This window comes from Phenylobacterium sp. LjRoot219 (genome assembly GCF_964252995.1).
Lineage (GTDB): Bacteria > Pseudomonadota > Alphaproteobacteria > Caulobacterales > Caulobacteraceae > Phenylobacterium.
The window spans coordinates 454727-473037 of the sequence record NZ_CAXUQI020000001.1; the positions used below are offsets into that span (position 1 = coordinate 454727).

The 18311-nt window shown below is 70.3% G+C and carries 20 protein-coding genes and 1 other RNA gene; 6 read left to right on the top strand and 15 right to left on the bottom strand.

From position 1 onward, the window contains the following. Positions 1 to 121: 121 nt before the first annotated feature. Complete coding sequence (locus tag ACSQ14_RS02285) at positions 122 to 1165, top strand: ribonucleotide-diphosphate reductase subunit beta (protein WP_436009303.1); 1044 nt, start codon at positions 122 to 124, stop codon at positions 1163 to 1165. A gap of 268 nt (positions 1166 to 1433) precedes the next feature. Here the strand turns inward: ACSQ14_RS02285 and truA are convergent, their stop codons facing one another. After that, positions 1434 to 2177 (bottom strand): tRNA pseudouridine(38-40) synthase TruA, encoded by a 744-nt coding sequence (gene truA, locus ACSQ14_RS02290; RefSeq protein ID WP_436009305.1) that lies wholly within the window; start codon positions 2175 to 2177, stop codon positions 1434 to 1436. Then, the gene (gene fmt / locus ACSQ14_RS02295; protein ID WP_436009307.1) at positions 2177 to 3103 is read right to left on the bottom strand and encodes a methionyl-tRNA formyltransferase; all 927 of its coding nucleotides are present in this window, start codon (positions 3101 to 3103) and stop codon (positions 2177 to 2179) included. The genes truA and fmt overlap by 1 nt, the downstream gene beginning before the upstream one ends. Before the next feature lie 73 nt (positions 3104 to 3176). On the opposite strand from fmt, the gene ACSQ14_RS02300 reads away from it, so the two are divergent. Beyond that, complete coding sequence (locus ACSQ14_RS02300; RefSeq protein WP_436009309.1) at positions 3177 to 3521, top strand: hypothetical protein; 345 nt, start codon at positions 3177 to 3179, stop codon at positions 3519 to 3521. A 134-nt stretch (positions 3522 to 3655) separates the two neighbouring features. On the opposite strand, the gene def is transcribed toward ACSQ14_RS02300, so the two are convergent. Then, positions 3656 to 4162 carry a peptide deformylase gene (def, locus tag ACSQ14_RS02305; RefSeq protein ID WP_436009311.1) on the bottom strand — a complete coding sequence of 169 codons (507 nt, stop codon included), beginning with the start codon at positions 4160 to 4162 and terminating at the stop codon, positions 3656 to 3658. 53 nt (positions 4163 to 4215) lie between these two features. Next, positions 4216 to 5487 carry a DNA recombination protein RmuC gene (gene rmuC / locus ACSQ14_RS02310; RefSeq protein ID WP_436009313.1) on the bottom strand — a complete coding sequence of 424 codons (1272 nt, stop codon included), beginning with the start codon at positions 5485 to 5487 and terminating at the stop codon, positions 4216 to 4218. 109 nt (positions 5488 to 5596) lie between these two features. On the opposite strand from rmuC, the gene ACSQ14_RS02315 reads away from it, so the two are divergent. Together ACSQ14_RS02315 and ACSQ14_RS02320 are read left to right on the top strand one after the other, a co-directional pair. Then, entirely contained in the window at positions 5597 to 6193 is a 597-nt protein-coding gene (locus ACSQ14_RS02315; protein WP_436009315.1) for an exopolysaccharide biosynthesis protein, read from the top strand. A 123-nt stretch (positions 6194 to 6316) separates the two neighbouring features. Next, positions 6317 to 6964, top strand: coding sequence for an RcnB family protein (locus ACSQ14_RS02320; RefSeq protein WP_436009317.1), 648 nt, complete (start codon positions 6317 to 6319; stop codon positions 6962 to 6964). 63 nt (positions 6965 to 7027) lie between these two features. Here ACSQ14_RS02320 and ACSQ14_RS02325 read toward each other — a convergent pair whose 3' ends face one another. The 5 genes from ACSQ14_RS02325 to ffs form a co-directional block, all read right to left on the bottom strand. Next, entirely contained in the window at positions 7028 to 8347 is a 1320-nt protein-coding gene (locus tag ACSQ14_RS02325; RefSeq protein ID WP_436009319.1) for a hypothetical protein, read from the bottom strand. Between the two features lie 91 nt (positions 8348 to 8438). Further along, positions 8439 to 9041 (bottom strand): recombination mediator RecR, encoded by a 603-nt coding sequence (gene recR / locus ACSQ14_RS02330; protein ID WP_436009321.1) that lies wholly within the window; start codon positions 9039 to 9041, stop codon positions 8439 to 8441. A 127-nt stretch (positions 9042 to 9168) separates the two neighbouring features. Further along, the gene (locus tag ACSQ14_RS02335) at positions 9169 to 9495 is read right to left on the bottom strand and encodes a YbaB/EbfC family nucleoid-associated protein (protein ID WP_436009323.1); all 327 of its coding nucleotides are present in this window, start codon (positions 9493 to 9495) and stop codon (positions 9169 to 9171) included. 3 nt (positions 9496 to 9498) lie between these two features. After that, positions 9499 to 11295: a DNA polymerase III subunit gamma/tau gene (locus ACSQ14_RS02340; protein ID WP_436009325.1), complete on the bottom strand. Its 1797-nt coding sequence runs from the start codon at positions 11293 to 11295 to the stop codon at positions 9499 to 9501. Between the two features lie 17 nt (positions 11296 to 11312). Next, positions 11313 to 11406, bottom strand: an RNA gene (gene ffs / locus ACSQ14_RS02345) — signal recognition particle sRNA small type. Between the two features lie 95 nt (positions 11407 to 11501). Between ffs and nudC the strand changes: the two genes are divergently transcribed. Next, the gene (gene nudC, locus ACSQ14_RS02350) at positions 11502 to 12428 is read left to right on the top strand and encodes an NAD(+) diphosphatase (protein WP_436009327.1); all 927 of its coding nucleotides are present in this window, start codon (positions 11502 to 11504) and stop codon (positions 12426 to 12428) included. Positions 12429 to 12551: 123 nt separating this feature from the next. On the opposite strand, the gene ACSQ14_RS02355 is transcribed toward nudC, so the two are convergent. Further along, positions 12552 to 13397: a prephenate dehydratase gene (locus ACSQ14_RS02355; protein ID WP_436009329.1), complete on the bottom strand. Its 846-nt coding sequence runs from the start codon at positions 13395 to 13397 to the stop codon at positions 12552 to 12554. Beyond that, a complete protein-coding gene (locus ACSQ14_RS02360; RefSeq protein WP_436009331.1) occupies positions 13394 to 14131 on the bottom strand; it encodes a 3-deoxy-manno-octulosonate cytidylyltransferase in 738 nt (245 codons plus the stop codon). Before ACSQ14_RS02360 ends, ACSQ14_RS02355 begins: the two co-directional genes overlap by 4 nt. 125 nt (positions 14132 to 14256) lie before the next feature. On the opposite strand from ACSQ14_RS02360, the gene ACSQ14_RS02365 reads away from it, so the two are divergent. After that, on the top strand, positions 14257 to 14964 hold the full coding sequence (locus ACSQ14_RS02365; protein WP_436009333.1) for a c-type cytochrome: 708 nt from the start codon (positions 14257 to 14259) through the stop codon (positions 14962 to 14964). Positions 14965 to 14976: 12 nt separating this feature from the next. On the opposite strand, the gene ACSQ14_RS02370 is transcribed toward ACSQ14_RS02365, so the two are convergent. From ACSQ14_RS02370 to ACSQ14_RS02385, 4 genes are all read right to left on the bottom strand, one after another. After that, positions 14977 to 15810 (bottom strand): NlpC/P60 family protein, encoded by an 834-nt coding sequence (locus ACSQ14_RS02370; protein WP_436009335.1) that lies wholly within the window; start codon positions 15808 to 15810, stop codon positions 14977 to 14979. Beyond that, positions 15807 to 17186: a leucyl aminopeptidase family protein gene (locus ACSQ14_RS02375; protein ID WP_436009337.1), complete on the bottom strand. Its 1380-nt coding sequence runs from the start codon at positions 17184 to 17186 to the stop codon at positions 15807 to 15809. The genes ACSQ14_RS02370 and ACSQ14_RS02375 overlap by 4 nt, the downstream gene beginning before the upstream one ends. Positions 17187 to 17281: 95 nt before the next feature. After that, positions 17282 to 17809, bottom strand: coding sequence for an A24 family peptidase (locus ACSQ14_RS02380; RefSeq protein WP_436009339.1), 528 nt, complete (start codon positions 17807 to 17809; stop codon positions 17282 to 17284). 115 nt (positions 17810 to 17924) lie between these two features. Beyond that, positions 17925 to 18104 (bottom strand): Flp family type IVb pilin, encoded by a 180-nt coding sequence (locus ACSQ14_RS02385; RefSeq protein WP_436009341.1) that lies wholly within the window; start codon positions 18102 to 18104, stop codon positions 17925 to 17927. Positions 18105 to 18311: the final 207 nt, after the last annotated feature.

The window sequence follows — 18311 nt, forward strand, 5'->3', positions numbered from 1 at the left end:
CCCAGGGTTCTTCACAACATCTGGGCCGTAGGGCGGAACTTGGCGCTAGATGTTGAACTTGCCGCTGCTACCCTCATCTTATTGGCGAACGCCGAATGATTCCGTCCGAGAGAAGATGCCCGTGAACCAGCCCACCGCCCGTCAGCTGCCCGGCCTGCTCACGCCTTCCTTCGCCTACAAGCCGTTCCGCTATCCGTGGGCCCACGACTTCTGGAAGAAGCAGCAGCAGGTCCACTGGATGCCCGAGGAGGTTCCGCTCGGCGAGGACCTGAAGGACTGGGCCTCGAAGCTGAACGACCGCGAGCGCAACCTGCTCACCCAGATCTTCCGGTTCTTCACCCAATCGGACGTCGAGGTGAACGACAACTACATGGAGCGCTACTCGCGCGTCTTCAAACCCACCGAGGTGAAGATGATGCTGGCGTCGTTCTCCAACATGGAGACGATCCACATCGCCGCCTACGCCCTGCTGCTCGAGACCATCGGCATGCCCGAGGCCGAGTTCACGGCCTTCCTCGACTACCAGGCGATGCGCGACAAGCACGACTACATGCAGAGCTTCGGCGTCGACACCGACGCCGACATCTGCCGCACGCTGGCGATGTTCGGCGGCTTCACCGAAGGGCTGCAGCTGTTCGCCAGCTTCGCCATGCTGCTGAACTTCCCGCGCCACAACAAGATGAAGGGCATGGGCCAGATCGTGTCCTGGTCGGTGCGCGACGAGAGCCTGCACTGCGAAGGCATCATCAAGCTCTACCACGCCTTCAACAAGGAGACCGGCGCGGTCACCAAGAGCGTCGCCGACGACATCGTCGACTGCTGCAAGACGGTGGTCGGGCTGGAGGACAAGTTCATCGACCTGGCCTTCGAGGCCGGCGAGATCCAGGGCATGACGCCCGAGGATATCAAGAAGTACATCCGCTTCATCGCCGACTGGCGCCTCCGGCAGCTGCAGTTGCCGGAAGTCTTCGGCGCCAAGGAGAACCCGCTGCCCTGGCTGCAGTCGATGCTGTCGGGCGTCGAGCACGCCAACTTCTTCGAAGCCCGCGCGACCGAATACTCCAAGGCCGCCACCCGCGGCCAATGGCACGGCAACGACGGCGTCTGGGCCGAGTTCGACCGGATGCTGGTCAAGCGTTCGGACGCCAGCCTGCCGGTGGAGTAGGGCGCACCCTCTCCACTCGTCCCCGCGAAAGCGGGGATCTAGGCTTTTTGCGTTCGAACTACCCGAGCAGGTTCGAAGAACCACGAAAGACACCGAAAAGCACGAAAGCGCCGCGCCGAGAGTGCGAGCTTTCGTGCTCGCTTCAGATTGGGACTGACCGGCCTAAGGCCGGTCGAACCGACTGATCCCGCGTCTCAGCCTACTTTCGTGTTTTTCGTGTGTTTCGTGGTTCCCCAGAACCCCGCTTCGTGGGGATGACCGGTAGGGCCTACTCCTCGTATCCCACATGGGTCAGGTACAGCCCGCAGGCCGGGGCGACCGGGCCGCAGGCTTTGCGGTCGCGGGCTTCCAGCGCCGCCTTCAAGTCCGCCGCGCTCCAGCGGCCGAGCCCGACCTCGGCGAGGCTGCCGGTCATCGAGCGGACCTGCCGATGCAGGAACGAGCGCGAGGCGAACTCCAGCAGCAGGTGTTCGCCTTCGCGGCGGACGGCGGCGACGTCCAGCGTCTTCATCGGCGACTTCGCCTGGCAGCCGAGGTCGCGGAAGGTGGTGAAGTCGTGGTGGCCGACCAGCAACTGGGCGGCTTCGTGCATGGCCGCCGCATCGAGCGGCTTCTTCACGTGCCAGACCCGGCCCTGGTCGAGCGCCGGCGGGCTCTTGCGGTTGATGATCCGGTAGAGATAGCGGCGCTCGCGCGCCGAGAATCGCGCGTGCCAGTCCCCCGCCGCCACCGACGCCTCGAGGATGACGATCGGCTCCGGCACCAGGTGGGCGTTCAGCGCGTCGCGCACCACCTCCGGCTTCCAGTCCTTCTCCAGGTCGATGTGGATCACCTGGCCGGTGGCGTGCACCCCGGTGTCGGTGCGCCCGGCCGCGTGCAGTCGCAGCGTCTGGCCGCAGAAGCCTTTGACGGCGCGCTCGATCGAGCCCTGCACCGAGGCCAGCCCGTCCTGCGCCTGGAAGCCATGGTAGGGGCGCCCGTCGTATTCGATCAGAAGCCGGTAGCGCGGCATCAGCTGAGCCGCGTCCCGGCCGCCACCGGCTGGCCGCGCAGGAACACCTCGGCGTCCTGGGCGCCCTTGCCCTCGCGCTGGGCTTTCAGCAAGCGCACCGCGCCCTCGCCGCAGGCCACCAGCAGGCGGTCGTCGAGCACCATACCAGGCTCTCCGTCGGCGTCCTCGAGCGTCGACAGCAGCGCCTTGACCCGCACCTCGCCCTTCTCGGTCGGCAGGGTGAACCAGGCCCCGGGGAACGGCGACAGGCCGCGGATCTTCAGGTCGACCTCGCGGGCCGGCCGGCTCCAGTCGATCCGCGCCTCCTTGGAGCGGATCTTCTTGGCGTAGGTGACGCCGTGCTCGGCCTGCGCGACCTCGACGGCGCGGCCGGCCTCGATGTCGGGCAGGGTGCGGACGATCAGGTCGGCGGCCGCGGCGGCCAGCCGGTCGTGCAAGGAGCCCGCGGTGTCCAGCGGGCCGATCCGCACTGTCGCGGTCGCCAGCACCGGACCTTCGTCCAGGCCCTCGGTCATGCGCATCACCTGGACGCCGGTGGCCGCATCGCCGGCCATCAGCGCGCGCTGGATCGGGGCGGCGCCGCGCCAGCGCGGCAGCAATGAGGCGTGCAGGTTGAAGCTGCCGAGCCGGGGCGCGTCGAGCACTGCGGCCGGCAGGATCTGGCCGAAGGCGACGACCACGGCGGCGTCGGCGCCGAGCGCCTGAAAGGCTTCGATCTCGGCGGGGTCGCGCATCGAGGCCGGCGTGCGCACGGCGATGCCGCGGGCCTCGGCGAAGGCGTGGACCGCCGACGGCTTCAGCGTCTGGCCGCGGCCGCGCGGCGCGGGCGGCTGGGAATAGGCGCAGACGATTTCGTGTCCGGCCTCAACAAGGGCGCCGAGTACAGCGACGGAGAATTCGGGGGTGCCGAGAAAGGCTAGGCGCATGTCGGGGGTTTACCGAGACGGGAACCGGCAGGAAAGCTTGGCAGTTGGTTCCGCGGTGTCGAAGGAGACTTTCATGCGTAGTTTGACCGTCGCGCTCGCCCTGGGCTTCGGGCTGGCCGTGGCCGCCTGCAGCCAGGCCGAGCAGCAGAACGCCCAGGCAGAAGCCCAGGCCAAGAGCGCCGTCGCCGCTCAGGATGTGAAGGAGACCGCCCAGAAGGCCGGCGCCGACATCAAGGACGTCGCTCAGGACCTCGGCATCGACGTGAAGAAGGTGGCCCAGGACGAGGACGTCAAGAAGGCTGCCAAGGAGGTGGAGACCGCCCTGAAGGGGCTCGGCGCCGCCGCCAAGGACGCCTCCAAGGACGACAAGGACGCCGCCGACGCGGCGAAGGCGCCGGCGGAGAAGAGCAAGGGGTGACGCCCCAATTCCGCTCGTCCCGGCGAAGGCCGGGACCCAGATTTAGCCCGAGGGTTCGTTCAAAAGGGCTGAGGAAAACTTGCTGACCGCGCGCACGTCATCTGGGTCCCGGCCTTCGCCGGGATGAGCGGGCATTAAGCCGCGCGCAGCTTGCGGACCTTCTTCACCGCCTGCTCGCGCTTCAGGCGCGACAGGTGGTCGATGAACAGCACGCCGTTCAGGTGGTCCATCTCGTGCTGGATGCAGACGGCGAACAGGCCGTCGGCGTCTTCCTCGATCTGTTCGCCCTGGTAGTTCAGGTAGCGCAGCTTGACCTGCGAGGGGCGCTGCACCTCGTCGTAGTACTCCGGCACCGAGAGGCAGCCCTCTTCGTAGCCCTGGGTGTCGTCCGAGACCCAGACGATCTCCGGATTGACGAAGAAGCGCGGCTGCTTGTCCTCGCCCTCGCGGGCCAGGTCCATGACGATCACCCGCTTCGGCACGCCGATCTGGATCGCCGCCAGGCCGATGCCGGGGGCGTCGTACATGGTCTCCAGCATGTCATCCATCAGCCCGCGCAGCGCGTCATCGACGGCGGCGACGGGCTCGGAGACCTGCTTCAGCACAGGATTGGGAACGGTGAGGATTTCGCGGATGGCCATGGGGGCGGAGGTAGGTGTCGAATTCCTGAGCGTCAAGGTGGGTGATTATAGCCTCAATGCTCGTCGCCCGCGACCAAACGCACCGGCGAGGCCTCGGGCACGGCGAGCTTGGCCAGCGGACGGACCGAACTTTCGATCGGCTCCAGCGCGGCGATCTCCTTGCCTTCGTGGTCGACCTTGAGGTCCTCGAACCGCTTGGCCTGGGTCAGCACCTGGGTCTCCAGCGAGGCGGCGAAGCGGTTGTAGCGGTCGACCGCCTGGCCGAGCGCCTTGCCCATGCCGGCGGCGTGCTCGCCCATCACCGAGATCCGCTTGTAGAGCTCGCGGCCGAGGTCGGCGATCTTGCGCGCGTTGACCGCCTGCTCCTCGACCCGCCAGCCGTAGGCCACCGCCTTGCACAGGGCGAACAGGGTGGTCGGGGTGACGATCACCACCCGGCGTTCCATCGCCTCGTTCATCAGGTCCGGAGCGCGGTCGAGGGCGGCGGCCATCGCCGAATCCAGCGGCACGAACATGGCGACGAAGTCCGGCGAGGCGTCGAACTGGTCCCAATAGGCCTTGGCCGCGAGGCCCTGGACGTGGCTCTTGACGCTCTGCACGTGGCGCAGGCCGCAGGCGTCGCGGGTCAAGTCGTCGGGCGCGTCCTGCAACTCCAGGAAGGCGTTCAGCGAGCACTTGGCGTCGATCACGAAGACCCCGCCGCCCGGCAGGCGCACGGTGACGTCCGGCCGCCGGCGGCCCTCCTCGGTGTCGGTGGAGGCCTGCTCCTGGAAGTCGAAGCGGTGCGCCAGCCCGGCCGCCTCCAGCACGTTGCGCAGGGTCTGCTCGCCCCAGCGGCCCTGCACCCCGGCGCCGCGGCGCAGCGCCTGGGAGAGCTTGCGCGCCTCCTCCTGGGTCGCGGCGGAGGCGGCGAGCAACTGGGCGATCTGCTGCTTAAGGCCGCCGTTTTCCTCGGCGCGGGTCTTCTCGACCGCGGCGACCTGTTCCTGGAACTTGGCCAGGGTCTCGGCGACCGGCTTCAGCTGCGCCTCGATCCGGGCCTGGGCCAGCTGCTCGCGGTTGCGGAAGGTTTCCTCGGTCTGCTTGACCAGCGCCTCGGCCACGGCGGTCGCCGACTGCGCGGCCTGGGCCTTGGCGAGCTCGGCGTGGACCGTGGTCTGCTCCTCCAGCATCCGGATCCGCGCCTCGGCGGCGGTCGCCCGCTCGGTCAGCGCGAACGCCCGCTCGTCGGCCGCGGCCGCGCGCTTGCGCTCCAGGAAGCCCCAGACCAGGGCCGCGACGGCGACGAGGGCGCAGACCAGCGCCGCGAGCAAGGATGCGTTCATGGTGTGTTCTTAGCGCGGCGGCTGAGTCGGGACCAGCGGCGTCGGCGTCGCGGCGCGGCGCCGAGCGGCGCCGTCGGGCGTTGTGCTTCCACCGAAATGGAGGAGACGAATGAGCGGTCGCGAACAGCTGCAGGATCTCGACGATCTGCTGGACGAGCTCGACCGCTGCGCCGATCAGGCCGGCGATAAAGTCTCCGTCCAGGAGGTCGTCGACGCGATCGGCCGGCGCTCGTTCGGTCCGCTGCTGCTCGTCGCGGGCCTGCTGGGCATGACGCCGGTGGCGGCAGTCCCGGGCGCGCCGACGATCATCGCCGTGCTCATCCTCCTGATGTCGGTGCAGCTGCTGTTCGGGCGCAAGAGCGTCTGGCTGCCGCGCGTCCTGCTGAAGCTGTCGGTGAAGGCCGACAAGTTGAAGCGGGCGGTCAAGGTCGTCCGCAAGCCGGCGCGCTTCGTCGACCGGCTGGTCAAGCCGCGCCTGGAGGTGTTCACCGGGCCGACTGCGGACCGGATGGTGGCGCTCGCCTGCACGGTGCTGGCGCTGATGACCCCGCCGCTCGAGCTGTTGCCGCTGGTCGCCTTCTTCCCCTCGGCCGCCGTCGCGATCTTCGGGCTGGGGCTGATCGCGCGCGACGGCCTGCTGGTGCTGATCGGCCTGACGATCAGCGCGGGCGTGCTGGGCGTCGCGGTCTACCACCTCGTGCGGTGAGGCGCGGTCCGATGGGCTGGCGCGCATTTAACCAGCACCTCTCAACGGCCGTAAATCATGCGGCGCCATGCTCCGACCGTGGCGCGCTGTCTCGTGCGCGTCGATCGGACGAGGTGAAGACGGATGAGAATGGCGCAAAAGGCCAGGCTCGCTGCAGCGAGCGCCGCCATTATACTTGCCGCCGCGCCTTTCGCGGCGCGCGCTGAGGTGGCCGGCGGCGTGATCGGTTGCGACGCGTCGGGCAATAAGCAGATCGGCGGCGCCGTGCTCGGCGCCGTGATCGGCGGGGTCGCCGGCAGCAATCTGGCCAAGAACGACCGCACGACCGGCACGGTGGTCGGCGCCACCGCTGGCGCCGCGGCCGGTTCCTACGTCGGCTGCCGCATGCAGAAGAGCGACGCGAACAAGGCAGCCGCCCCGGCGCCGGCCGCCGCGCCGGTCGCCGACCGCTACTATGATCGCGACGCGGCGCACGCGCGTCCGGCGGCCTACGCGGACGACCGCTACCATGAGGATCGCCCGGCGCCGCCCGGCCTGGCCAAGAAGCCGCACCACATGCCGCCGGGTCTCGCCAAGAAGTACTACGGCGTCGGCGAACGGCTGCCGACCGCCTACGTCGGCGAACCGCGCAACTCCCTGAGCGATCCGCGGCGCTATGGCCTGCGCTATGCGCCGTCCGGCTATCGCTGGGTGGTGATCGAACGGGACGCCTATCTGGTCCGCACCCGCACCGGCGTGATCACCGACGTGGCGCGCGCGATCTTCGGCTGAGCGGGCCGAACCTTCGGGCCCTTTCCCGCCTGCGCTCCCCCAGGGAAAGGGTCCGGAGGAAACTCAGCTCGCCGCGACGGGCGCCGCCAGCCTCTGGTCGCGTAAGAACCGCTCCAGCACCGCGCCGAGATCCTGCTTCGCCCACTGGTGCAGGAACATGGTGATCATGTGCAGCCGCATGCGGGCGGTCTCGTTGCTCCGGAACCGGGGATCGAAGCGGCTCTCGGCCGTCCCCAGGTCGGGGATCTCCTTCTGGATCACCGCCGGCGCGTCCAGCAGCCAGGCCAGGCCCATGATCGCGGTCATCAGCTGCAGGTGCAGCTTCAGCTCGCCCGCGGTCACCTCCGGCCCGCCGCTGCGGCGGTACTCCGCAGCGAAGGTCGCGAGCAGCTCGTCGAGGTGGGCGTCCCACAGCTCCGGCTCGGCGCCGCTGAGCGCGCCGTAGAGCGCCAGCGCCACGCTCATCTGGCCGACCCCGCCCCAGTCGAGCAGGCCGCAGGCCAACTCGCCGTCGGCGTCGCGCCAGAACCAGCCGTTGTCGACGTTGGCGTTCCAGTGGCAGAGCGCGATCAGCCGCGGGTCGCCGTGCAGGAAGGCCTTGATCGCCGCCTCGTGCGCCAGCACCCGGGGAATCGCCGCCGACAGCCCCGCCAGGAAATCCGAGGTGCGGATGTGCTCGGGCAACAGCTGCGGATGGCGCGCGGCGAACGCGGCGTAGCGCTCGACCCGTCGCTGCAGCTGTTCGGCGCTGTAGGGGATCGGCGCCATGAAGGCGATGCGCTCGGGCGCGAACGGGAAATAGCGCGCGATCGCGGGCATCCGCCCGGCCTTGTGCCCGCCGGCTAGCCGGGCCACCGCCGTCAGCAACGCCCGATAGTGCGCGAGCGGCTCGGGCAGCTCGTGGTCCCGGCACTTCTCGTAGGCCGGCTCGATCCCGCCCTCGCCGAAACCGATGCGTTCGGTGATCAGCACCCCGGTCCCGGACGGCGCGTGCAGGTCGGCGTACATGCAGCGGGCGACCGTCGCCGGGAAATCCGGCGCCCGCGACAGCAGGGCGAGCTGCACCTCCGGGGCCATCTGGCTCTTCAGGCTGTCGCGGAAGTCGTCGTCGTAGTCGCGCGAGAACTTCACGAAGAGGTCGGCGGGCAGGGCCGGGTCCGGCCGTTCGTAATCGACCGACAGCAAGAGCTTGCGCCCGGTGCCGCCGCCCAGCCGCTCCTCGAAGCGGGTGATCGCCGCGACGCGGTTGTCGTAGCCCAGCGCGCCGGCCGCGCGGAAGGCGTCGGTCAGCCAACCGACGCCGCCGTCGCGCAGCGCCGCGGCGTGGGCCGGGACCGGCAGGCCGAGCATCTCGCCGGAATACCAGTCGGCGCGGTCGTGCATGGAAAGCCCCTCCGTCGCCTCAGGTCCTACAGGCGCGCCGCCGCCCTGTCGCCGCGCCGGCGGCAAAGAGATCGGCCTGGAGCGGAAAGGGTCAGGCGGGCCGGCGGGCCCGCATGGCCTGAGCAATGGTGCCGTCGTCCAGCCAGTCGAGTTCGCCCCCGACCGGCACGCCGCGCGCCAGCATGGTGATCGCCACCCCGGTCCCGGCCAGTCGCTCGGCGAGGTAGTGGGCGGTGGTCTGGCCGTCGACGGTGGCCGGCAGCGCCAGCACCACCTCGCGCACCACCCCGTCCGAAGCGCGCGACACCAGCGGCCCGACCCGCAGGGCGTCGGGGCCGATCCCGTCGAGCGCCGACAGCAGGCCGCCGAGCACGTGGTAGCGGCCGCGGAAGGCGCCGGCCCGCTCCATCGCCCACAGCGCGCCGACTTCCTCGACGACGCAGATCAGCGAGCGGTCGCGCTGCGGGTCGGCGCAGATCGCGCACGGATCCTGGGTGTCGAGCGAGCCGCAGGTCTGGCAGGTCTTCACCCGCGCCGCGGCCTCGGCCAGGGCGTCGGCCAGCGGATTCAGCAGCTGGTCGCGCCGCTTGAGCAGCGCCAGCGCCGCACGCCGCGCCGAGCGCGGCCCCAGTCCCGGCAGCTTGGCCAGGAGGCCGATCAGGCGTTCGATTTCGGGTCCGGCGGAGCTGGCCAAGGTCGTTGAATTCTCTCCGTCATCCCGGCCGCAGCGTAGCGGAGCGCCGGGAACCAGGGGCGGTGCGCACCGCACCTGGGTCCTGGATCGGCCTTAGGCCGTCCGGGATGACGTGCTGTTTAGGTGGTCAGAACTTCGGCATGCCGGGCAGGCCCATGCCGGCCAGCGGGCCGGCGGCCTCGCGCATCGCCTCGGCCTGGGCGGTATCCAGCTTGCGCTTGGCGTCGGCGTGGGCGGCGACCACCAGGTCGGCGACCACCTCGCCTTCGCCGGGCTGCATCAGGCTCTCGTCGAGGTCGACCCGGGCGAGTTCGCCGGAGCCCTTCAGCGTCACCTTCACCATGCCGCCCCCGGAGGTGCCTTCGACCGACAGCTCGGCGAGCCTCGCCTGGGCCTCGGCCAGCTTCTCCTGCATGGCCTGGGCCTGCTTCATCAGGGAGCCAAGGTCTTTCACGGCTTAGTCCTCGTCACTGTCGGCCTCGTCCTCCGGCGCCGCGGCGGGCGGCTCGGGCTGAGGCGGTTTGCGGATGCCTACGATCTCGGCGCCCGGGAAGGCCTGCATCACCGCAACGACGAAGGGATCCTGCTCGATCCGCACGCGCGCCTCGCGCTGTTCGCGCTTCTGCCGCTCCCAGGCGCTCTCCGCCCCGCCGCCGCCTTGCGCGGCGATCAGCCAGCGCTCGCCGGTCCATTCCTTCAGCCGGCCGACCAGCCGCTGGGCGAGGTTGTTGGGCGCGCCGGGGGCCGGCTCGTACTCGATGGCGCCGGGCCGGACGCTGATCGGCCGCACATAGCGCTCGACGTCCAGCTTCAGGGTGATGTCGCGCTTCTTGTCGATCAGCGCCAGGATGTCCTCGAAGCTGCGCAGGCTCGCCGAGGCGACCGGCTCGCTGGAGGACTGCGGCTGTGGCTGGGCGAAGCTGCGGGCGACCGCGCTGGCCCCGCCGCCGCCGCTGGCGGCGACACCGCCGCCCCCGCCGCCGCCCGACGGGCCGGGGCCCACCGGATCGCCGGCCTGCAGCCGCTTCAGCGCCTCTTCCGGTCCCGGCAGGTCGGCGGCGTAGGCCAGCCGCACCAGCGCCATGTCGGTCGCCGCCGCGGCGTCCGGCGCCCGGCGCACCTCGTCGTAAGCCTTCAGCAGCAGCTGCCAGATGCGCGACAGGGTGCCGGCGGAGATCGATGCGCCGATCGCCGCGAGCCGGGCGGCCTGTTCCTTCGGCAGCACCAGGGCGTGCGGCCCGACCGCCTTGGCGACGCTCGCGCCATGGCAGTGGTCCAGCAGGTCCAGCATCACCTGGTCGGGGTTGGCCCCGTAGCCGTAGAGGGTGCGGAAGGTCTCGATCGCCGGGCCGGCCTCGCCCCGCATCAGTTGCTCGAACAGGCCGATGGTCTGCGCGCGGTCGGCCAGGCCCAGCATGTCGCGGATCGAGGCCGCGGCGACGGTCTGGCCGGCCTCGGCCTGGACGATCGCCTGGTCGAGCATCGACTGGGCGTCGCGCACCGAGCCCTCGGCGGCGCGGGCGATCAGCATCAGGCCCTCGGCGTCGACCCGGGCCCCCTCGTTCGCGCAGATCATCTCCAGGTTCTTGACCAGCATGTCGGGCTCGACGCGGCGCAGGTCGAAGCGCTGGGTGCGCGACAGGATGGTCACCGGGACCTTGCGGATCTCGGTGGTGGCGAAGATGAACTTGGCGTGCGGCGGCGGCTCTTCCAGCGTCTTCAGCAGGGCGTTGAACGCCCCGGTCGACAGCATGTGCACTTCGTCGATGATGTAGACCTTGTAGCGCGCCTCGACGGGGGCGTAGCGCACGCCCTCCAGCAGTTCGCGCATGTCGGCCACGCCCGTGCGGCTGGCGGCGTCGAGCTCGAGGACGTCCATGTGCCGGCCCTCGATGATCGAGCGGCAGTGGCGGCCTTCGTCCTTGAAGTCGATGGTCGGTTCGTCGACCGCCTCGGTCTGGTAGTTCAGCGCCCGGGCGAGCAGGCGCGCGGTGGTGGTTTTGCCGACCCCGCGGACACCGGTGAGCATGAAGGCGTGGGCGATGCGGCCGGTGGCGAAGGCGTTGCGCAGCGTGCGCACCATCGCTTCCTGGCCATACAGATGCTCGAAGGTGCGCGGCCGGTATTTGCGCGCGATGACGGTGTAGGCGGCGCCCGGCTCGGCCGGCGGCGGCGGCGCATCGCCGAACATGTCGCCCGTATTGGGGTCACGCTCAGGAAGGTCGTCTTCGAGCGGGAAGTCTTCGTCGGCCATTGAGCCCTGGGCGGAAATGAGGTGGAGACCGCGACCCGAAGCGTAACTCGTTACGGCTGCTTCCTTCCGGACCTGACCGGGTTGGCGAGGCGTCCGCCCGCGATCTCCGCCCCCTATATCGCCGCTGAAGGCCGCGTGCGCAAGCCGGCGGCGAAGCCTTTGCGCGCACATGACGCGCAAGCCTGTGCAGCGTACAACTTTGACCCATGCCGCTGCACCTCTTCCTGAACACCTTCGCCGGCAACCCGCTCGACCGGGCGAGCGACCGCCGCATCGAGCCCGAATGGCTGGCCCAGCAGCTGGCGTCGGACGACGCCCTGGCCGTGGCGCTGTGGAACGGCCGGCCGCTGGTCGAGAACAAGGCGGACGGGGAGCTGCAACTCGCCTATCTGCCGGCCAAGCTGGCCGGCGAGCTCGATCCGACCGGCGAGCGGCTGCTGTTCCTGGGGCTCTGGAAGGAGACGGCGGTGTTCGCCATCGATCTCGAGGGCCTGGCCGATCCCACGGCCTCGGCGCTGAGCGGCCTCGGCCGCTTCGAGGACCTGCGGCTGATCGCGCTGGACCTGCCGCCGACCGACGCGGCGATCGCCTCGACCGCCAAGGGGATGTTCGAATGGCGTAGGCGGCACCGTCGCTGCGCGGTCTGCGGCGAGCCGAGCCGGCCGGCCGACGGCGGCTGGAAGCGGGTCTGCGAGGCCTGCGAGGCGGAGCATTTCCCGCGCACCGATCCGGTGGTGATCATGCTGCCGCACCATGGCGACCGCTGCATGCTCGGCCGCCAGGAGTCCTGGCCGAAGGGGATGTTCTCCGCCCTGGCCGGATTCCTGGAGCCCGGCGAGGCGATCGAGGAGGCCTGCGCGCGGGAGCTGGCCGAGGAGGCCGGCTTAAGGGCGCTAAACGTCCGCTACCACTCCAGCCAGCCGTGGCCCTATCCGTCGTCGCTGATGATCGGCCTGATCGCCGAGGTCGAGGACGACGAAGGCCGCCCGGACCAGACCGAGCTGTCGGAAGTCCGCTGGTTCACCCGCGCCGAGGCCCGCGCCCTGCTGGCCGGCGAACTCGACGGCGTCTTCTGCCCGCCCCGCTCGGCGATCGCCCACCAGCTGATCAAGGCCTGGGCGGGGGAGGGCTAAACGCCCCCTCCGTCTCGCGCCTTGCGGCGCGATCCACCTCCCCCGCTGCGCGGTGGAGGATCTGAGCGCAAAGATGCTCCACCGCTTTAGCGGGGGAGCTGTCGCGGGGCGTTACTCCGCCGCCTACCCCCGCTTGCGGAACGGATCGGCCGAATACACCCCGAGGATCTCGAACCGCTCGGAGAAGAACTGCAGCTCGTCGAAGGCCCGGGCCACGCCGCGGTCTTCCGGGCGGCCCTCGACCTCGCAGTAGAAGAAGGTCGCCGTGAAGCTGCCGTTCTCCATGTAGCTCTCGAGCTTGATCATGTTCACGCCGTTGGTCGCGAACCCGCCGAGCGCTTTGTAGAGCGCCGCCGGCAGGTTCTTCACCCGGAACACGAAGCTGGTGATGCAGGGGTCGGTGAACGGTGGCGGCTCCGGATCGGGCTCGGCGGTCATCACCAGGAAGCGGGTGGTGTTGTTGTGCTCGTCCTCGACGTCGCGCAGCAAAACCTCCAGCCCGTACATCTCGGCCGCCAGCGCCGGCGAGACCGCCGCGCGGGTCGGATCGGGACGCTCGGCCAGCATCTTGGCGGCCAGCGCGGTGTCGCCCACCGGCTCGGTCTTCAGTCCCAGCCGGCGCAGGGTCTTGCGGCATTGGCCGAGCGCGATCGGCATCGAGCAGGCGATCTTCACCTCCTCCAGCTTCACGCCGGGATTGACCATCAGCTGGAAGTGGATCGGCTTGAACCGTTCGCCGATGATCTTCAGCCCGGAGTCCGGCAGCAGGTGGTGCACGTCGGCGACCCGCCCGGCGATCGAGTTCTCCACCGGGATCATGCCGAGCTGGCAGTCGCCGGCCCGCACCGCCTCGAAGGCGTCCTCGAAGCTGGCGTGCGGCACGGCTTCGTAGTCCGGGTAGGCGGCCGCACAGATCTCGTGGCTGTTGGCCCCCAGCTCGCCCTGGAAGGCGATGCGTCGTTGGCTCATCGAAGGTTCCTTGCGTGCGCGCGGGCCTGCTCGAGATCGGCGGGCGTGTCGACGGATATGGGGGCGGCGTCGGCGACGGCCGCCCAAATGGACAAGCCCAGCTCCAGCGCCCGCAGTTGCTCCAGCTTCTCGCGCAGCTCCAGCGGCGAGGGCGGGGCGGCGTTGAACTGCTCCAGCGCGGCGCGGCGGTAGCCGTAGATGCCGATATGGCGCCACACCGGCGCGTCGCCATAGAGAGTCGAGCGGGTGAAATAGAGCGCCCGACCGCTGGCGCCGTCGGCCTGCAGCGACAGCACCGCCTTGACCACGTCGGGATTGCTGCGGTCGGCGGGGGCGCTTTCCGGCGCCACCACGGTGGCGATGTCGCAGGCCGGCTCGCGCGCCATCAGCGCCACGCAGTGGGCGAGGACCGACGGCTCCACGAACGGCATGTCGCCCTGCAGGTTGACCACCAGGTCGTGCCGGCCGTCCGGGTCGAGCTCGGCCAGGGCCGCCAGGATGCGGTCGGAGCCGGACGGCAACGCGGGATCGGTCAGCACCGCGCGCCCGCCCGCCGCGCGGACGGCCTCGACGATCTCGCGATCGCCCGCGGCGACCGCGACCGGGCCGGCGTCGGCGGCCTCGGCTTGCCGCAGCACGCGGACGATCATCGGTATGCCAGCGATATCCGCCAGCGGCTTTCCCGGCAGGCGGGTCGCAGCCATTCGGGCCGGGATGAGGATGATCGGGTTCATGGTGTCGCTTGGGCGGGTTGCGCCCGCGGCGGTAGCGTGTAAGAGAGCCCGGCGCAATAAGGGGCGGGATTCCCGCGCTTTCGCCGGCCGACAGCCGGCCCGTGAGAGGGCACGACAACAGGACTATGAGCGACCTTACCTTCAACAAGGTCGCCGGCGCTGTGCTGGCGACGGGACTGGCCATTTTTGGCCTCCGCGAGCTCTCCAGCGGGATCTTCGGCCACGAGAAGGTCGAGAAGCCGGGCTTCGCCGTCGAAGTCGCGGCTGAAACCGGCGGCGACGCGGCCGCGGCCGAAGTGCCGCCGGACTGGGGCACGGTGCTGCCGACCGCCGACGTGGCCGCCGGCCAGGCGGTGTTCGCCAAGTGCCAATCCTGCCACAACATCACCAACGGCGGCGCCAACGGCACCGGTCCGAACCTGTGGGGCGTCGTCGGCCACAAGCCGGGCAGCCACGCGGGCTTCGCCTATTCGCCGGCGATGGAAGCCTTCGCCGCGAAGCAGCCGATCTGGGATTACGAGCACGTCTACGAGTTCGTGAAGAACCCGCAGAAGTACATGCCGGGCACGAAGATGACCTTCGTCGGCCTGAAGAAGCAGGAAGACCGGATCAACCTGATCGCCTACCTGCACGCCCAGGGTTCGACCCTGCCGATCCCGGCGCCGAACCCGGCCGCCGCGACGGCTCCGGCGGCCGAAGGCGCGCCGACCGCCACCGGCAACGCCGAGGCGGGCAACACGACCGCCGTCGCTGGCGGTCCGGCCGGTCAGGGCGCGGCGGCTCCGGCCGGCGGCGCTCCGGCCGAGCAGAAGGCCCCGGCCGCCCAGCACTAAGTCGCTGGAGCTTTAGAGCTTCCTGAAGGCGGTGGGCTCCCCGGAGCCCGCCGCCTTTATGCGTTCCAGGGCGGCGTTCAGCGGCTCGATCGCCACGGCCATGTGATGGGCGTTGGCGTGGACGATCCGCTCGGCGTCGAGGCCGAGCGCCACATGGCCCTTCCAGAACACCAGGTCGTTGCGACCGAAGGCCTCGCGGGCGATCGGCCGGCCGAGCGTCTGCTGCAGGTCGGCGTCGCGCGGGCAGGCCAGGCCGCAGGCCAGCAGCGCCTGCTGCACCAGGCCGGAGCAGTCCAGCCCGAGGCTTTCGCGCCCGCCCCACAGGTAGGGCGCGCCCAGGTAGCGCTCGGCGACCGCCGCCGGGTCGCGCTCGAAGCGGCCGATCGGCGTCAGGTGATCGACCGCCATCCAGCCGGCGCCCTCGACCTTCGCCAGGCGGTTCTCGACCGTCTCGACGGCGACCAAGGAATTCAGCGAGTAGGGGCCGCCGGCCTTCGACTTGATGCTCGCCTCGGCGAAGGCGTAGGTCCGCAAGGCGGCGATGCGGTGGGTCGGCGCGGCGGCCGGCTGGGCCAGGGCGGCGGCCTCGACGAAGCCGACGTAGCCGTCGCGCCGCGCCTGCCCCCAGAGAAAGGCGCCTTCCTCCTCGACCACGTCGAACAGCTCGCCGAACAGCAACTGGTCCATCTGTTCCGAGGCGGCGTCGGGGGCCCGACGGATCGCCGCGGCGCGAACCGCGCAGCGCAGCGTCCGCGGGTCGAGATAGACCTCGGCCGGCAGCTCGCCCTCCAGCGCGCGGGAAGCGATCCCGTCGCGCAGCGGCGTGACCCGGGGATCGAAGCTCACTGGAAGCGCTCGCGGATCAGCGCGTAGAGCGCGCGGATCGTCTGGGCCTCGCCGCCGCTGGGCCGGCCGGGGCCCGGCTTGGAGTTCCAGGCGTAGATGTCGAAGTGCGCCCAGGGGCCGGTCGGCGCGAAGCGCTGCAGGAACAGCGCCGCGGTGACCGCGCCGGCCTGGGCCCAGGCGTCGGGATCGTTCTTCAGGTCGGCGATGTCGGTGTCGAGCGCCTCGGCGTAGCCCTTCCACAGCGGCAGCCGCCACATCGGATCGGCCGCGGCCTCGGCGTGGCGATAGAGCGCCGCGGCGAGCTCCTCGTCGTCGGTGAAGAACGGCGGCAGCTGCGGCCCCAGCGCCGCGCGCGCCGCGCCGGTCAGGGTGGCCAGGGTCAAGGTCAGCGCCGGCGACAGCTCGGCCGCCCGGCTCAGCGCGTCGGCCAGGATCAGCCGGCCTTCGGCGTCGGTGTTGCCGATCTCGATGGTCAGTCCCTTGCGCGAGCCGATCACGTCGCCCGGCCGCATGGCGTCGCTGGAGATTGCGTTCTCGACCACTGGAACCAGCACCGCCAGGCGCACCGGCAGGTTGGCGCCCATGATCATCCGCGCGAGCGCCAGCGCATGGGCCGCGCCGCCCATGTCCTTCTTCATCAGCCGCATGCCCGAGGAGGGCTTGATGTCGAGGCCGCCGGTGTCGAACACCACGCCCTTGCCGACGATCGCCACCAGCGGTCGTCCGCCTTCGCCCCAGGTCATCTCCAGCATCCGCGGCGCGCGCTCGGGCGTCGCCGCGCGGCCGACCGCATGGACGGCCGGATAGTTGGCCTCCAGCAGCCCTTCGCCCTCGAACACCGTCACCTGGGCGCCGTACTGTTCGGCGATCTCGCGGGCGATGGTCTCGATCTGCAGCGGCCCCATGTCGTTGGCCGGGGTGTTGATCATGTCCTTCGCCAGGGCGCAGGCGTGCGCCACCCGCCGCACCTCCGCCCCGTCGTAGCCGTCGACCAGCAGCTTCGGCCGCTCGCCGCCGTGCTTGCGGTAACGGTCGAAGCGGTAGCTGCCGAGGGCGAAGGCCAGCGCCAGCTGCTCGCGCGCCAGGACGGCGGGCGCCTGGGCGATGCGGTAGGTCGCCACCGGCAGCTTGGCGGGCAGGGCGCGGAAGGCCATGGCGTCCGGCGCGGAGCCCAGGCCGACGAGCACGCGCTCGAGCACGCCGTCGGCGTCGGGCACGGCGACGATCTGGCCGGCCCGGCCCTTGAACTCGGCGAAGCGGGCGATCGCCTGGACGAAACCGGGCTGGGTCGCGAGGAACCCGGCGGTCTCCTGGTCCGTCACGGCGTACAGCGGAACGAGGGCGCCTTCGGACGCGTCGAGAATGACTTCGGACATCGGTCTTTCAGGCGGCTGATGATTTCAGGGGCGGCGAAGCGGGCCGGGCGGTTGCTCCGAATCCTGTGTCGTAACGCGCGCCGCTCCGCAACCGATCAGAGTGCGGCGGCAGCCAGCACCAGCGCCGAGTTGGGAAAGGCGACGAGCGCGCCGATGGCGATCGCCACGCCGTAGGGCACGCTTTCGCCCGGCTCGGCGAGGCGCGTGAACCAGGCCGGCCCGGACAAGACGAAGGAGCGGAGGGACGCTGCGCGCAAGCGCAGCAACAGCAGGGCGAACACGCCGCCGACCAGGCCGGTGACCGCGAGGTAGGTCCCGGCGGCGGGCCAGCCGATCCACAGCGCCGCCGCGGCGAACAGCTTGGCGTCGCCGCCGCCGATCCAGCGCAGGCTCCACATGACCACGCCGGCGACCAGCGCGGCGGCGCCGACCGCGAGGTTCAGCCCCAGCGCGCTCAGCGGCACGCCGGCCGCGAGGCCGATGAGTGCGGCCGGGATGAAGGCGGCCAGCAGGGCCAGCGAAATCCAGTTCGGAATTCGGTAGCTGATGAGATCGCGAACCCCGCCGAGGATGACGAGGGCGGGAAACGCCATGAGCGCGGCGGTCAGGACAGTGTGGATCATCGGGCCTCCGCCGCCAGCATGCCGTGCACCGATGAACAGACGGTTGAGCGTTCGCCCCAAAGCAAAACCCCCGGAGTTGAACTCCGGGGGCTCGCGAACACTAACGAGGGGAAGCTTAGGCCGGCGGCTTCGCTTTGATCTCGGTGTCGATCTTCTCGAAGCTGCCGAGCAGCGACTGGCCGATCTGGCCGATCACGGTCACCAGGACGGCGGCGATCAGGGCGGCGATCAGGCCGTATTCGATCGCCGTGGCGCCGGATTCGTCCTTCAGGAAGCGGGTCACAAACTTCGACATGCTCATCTCCTTTGTTTCGCGAGCAGACTTTTGAGGGATCAAGCCGTTTGGCCTGCTCGCCCCGAATGCATGTGTAGATTTGCGTTTGGCCGGTTTAATGGGGATGAAGCGGCATAATTACCTTGTTGTTTACTGTGATATCCCGGAAGTCGTGGTTGATCCGCGCTTAAGCATGTCAGCCGCGCCGGGGATCATCTTGAAGGTTGC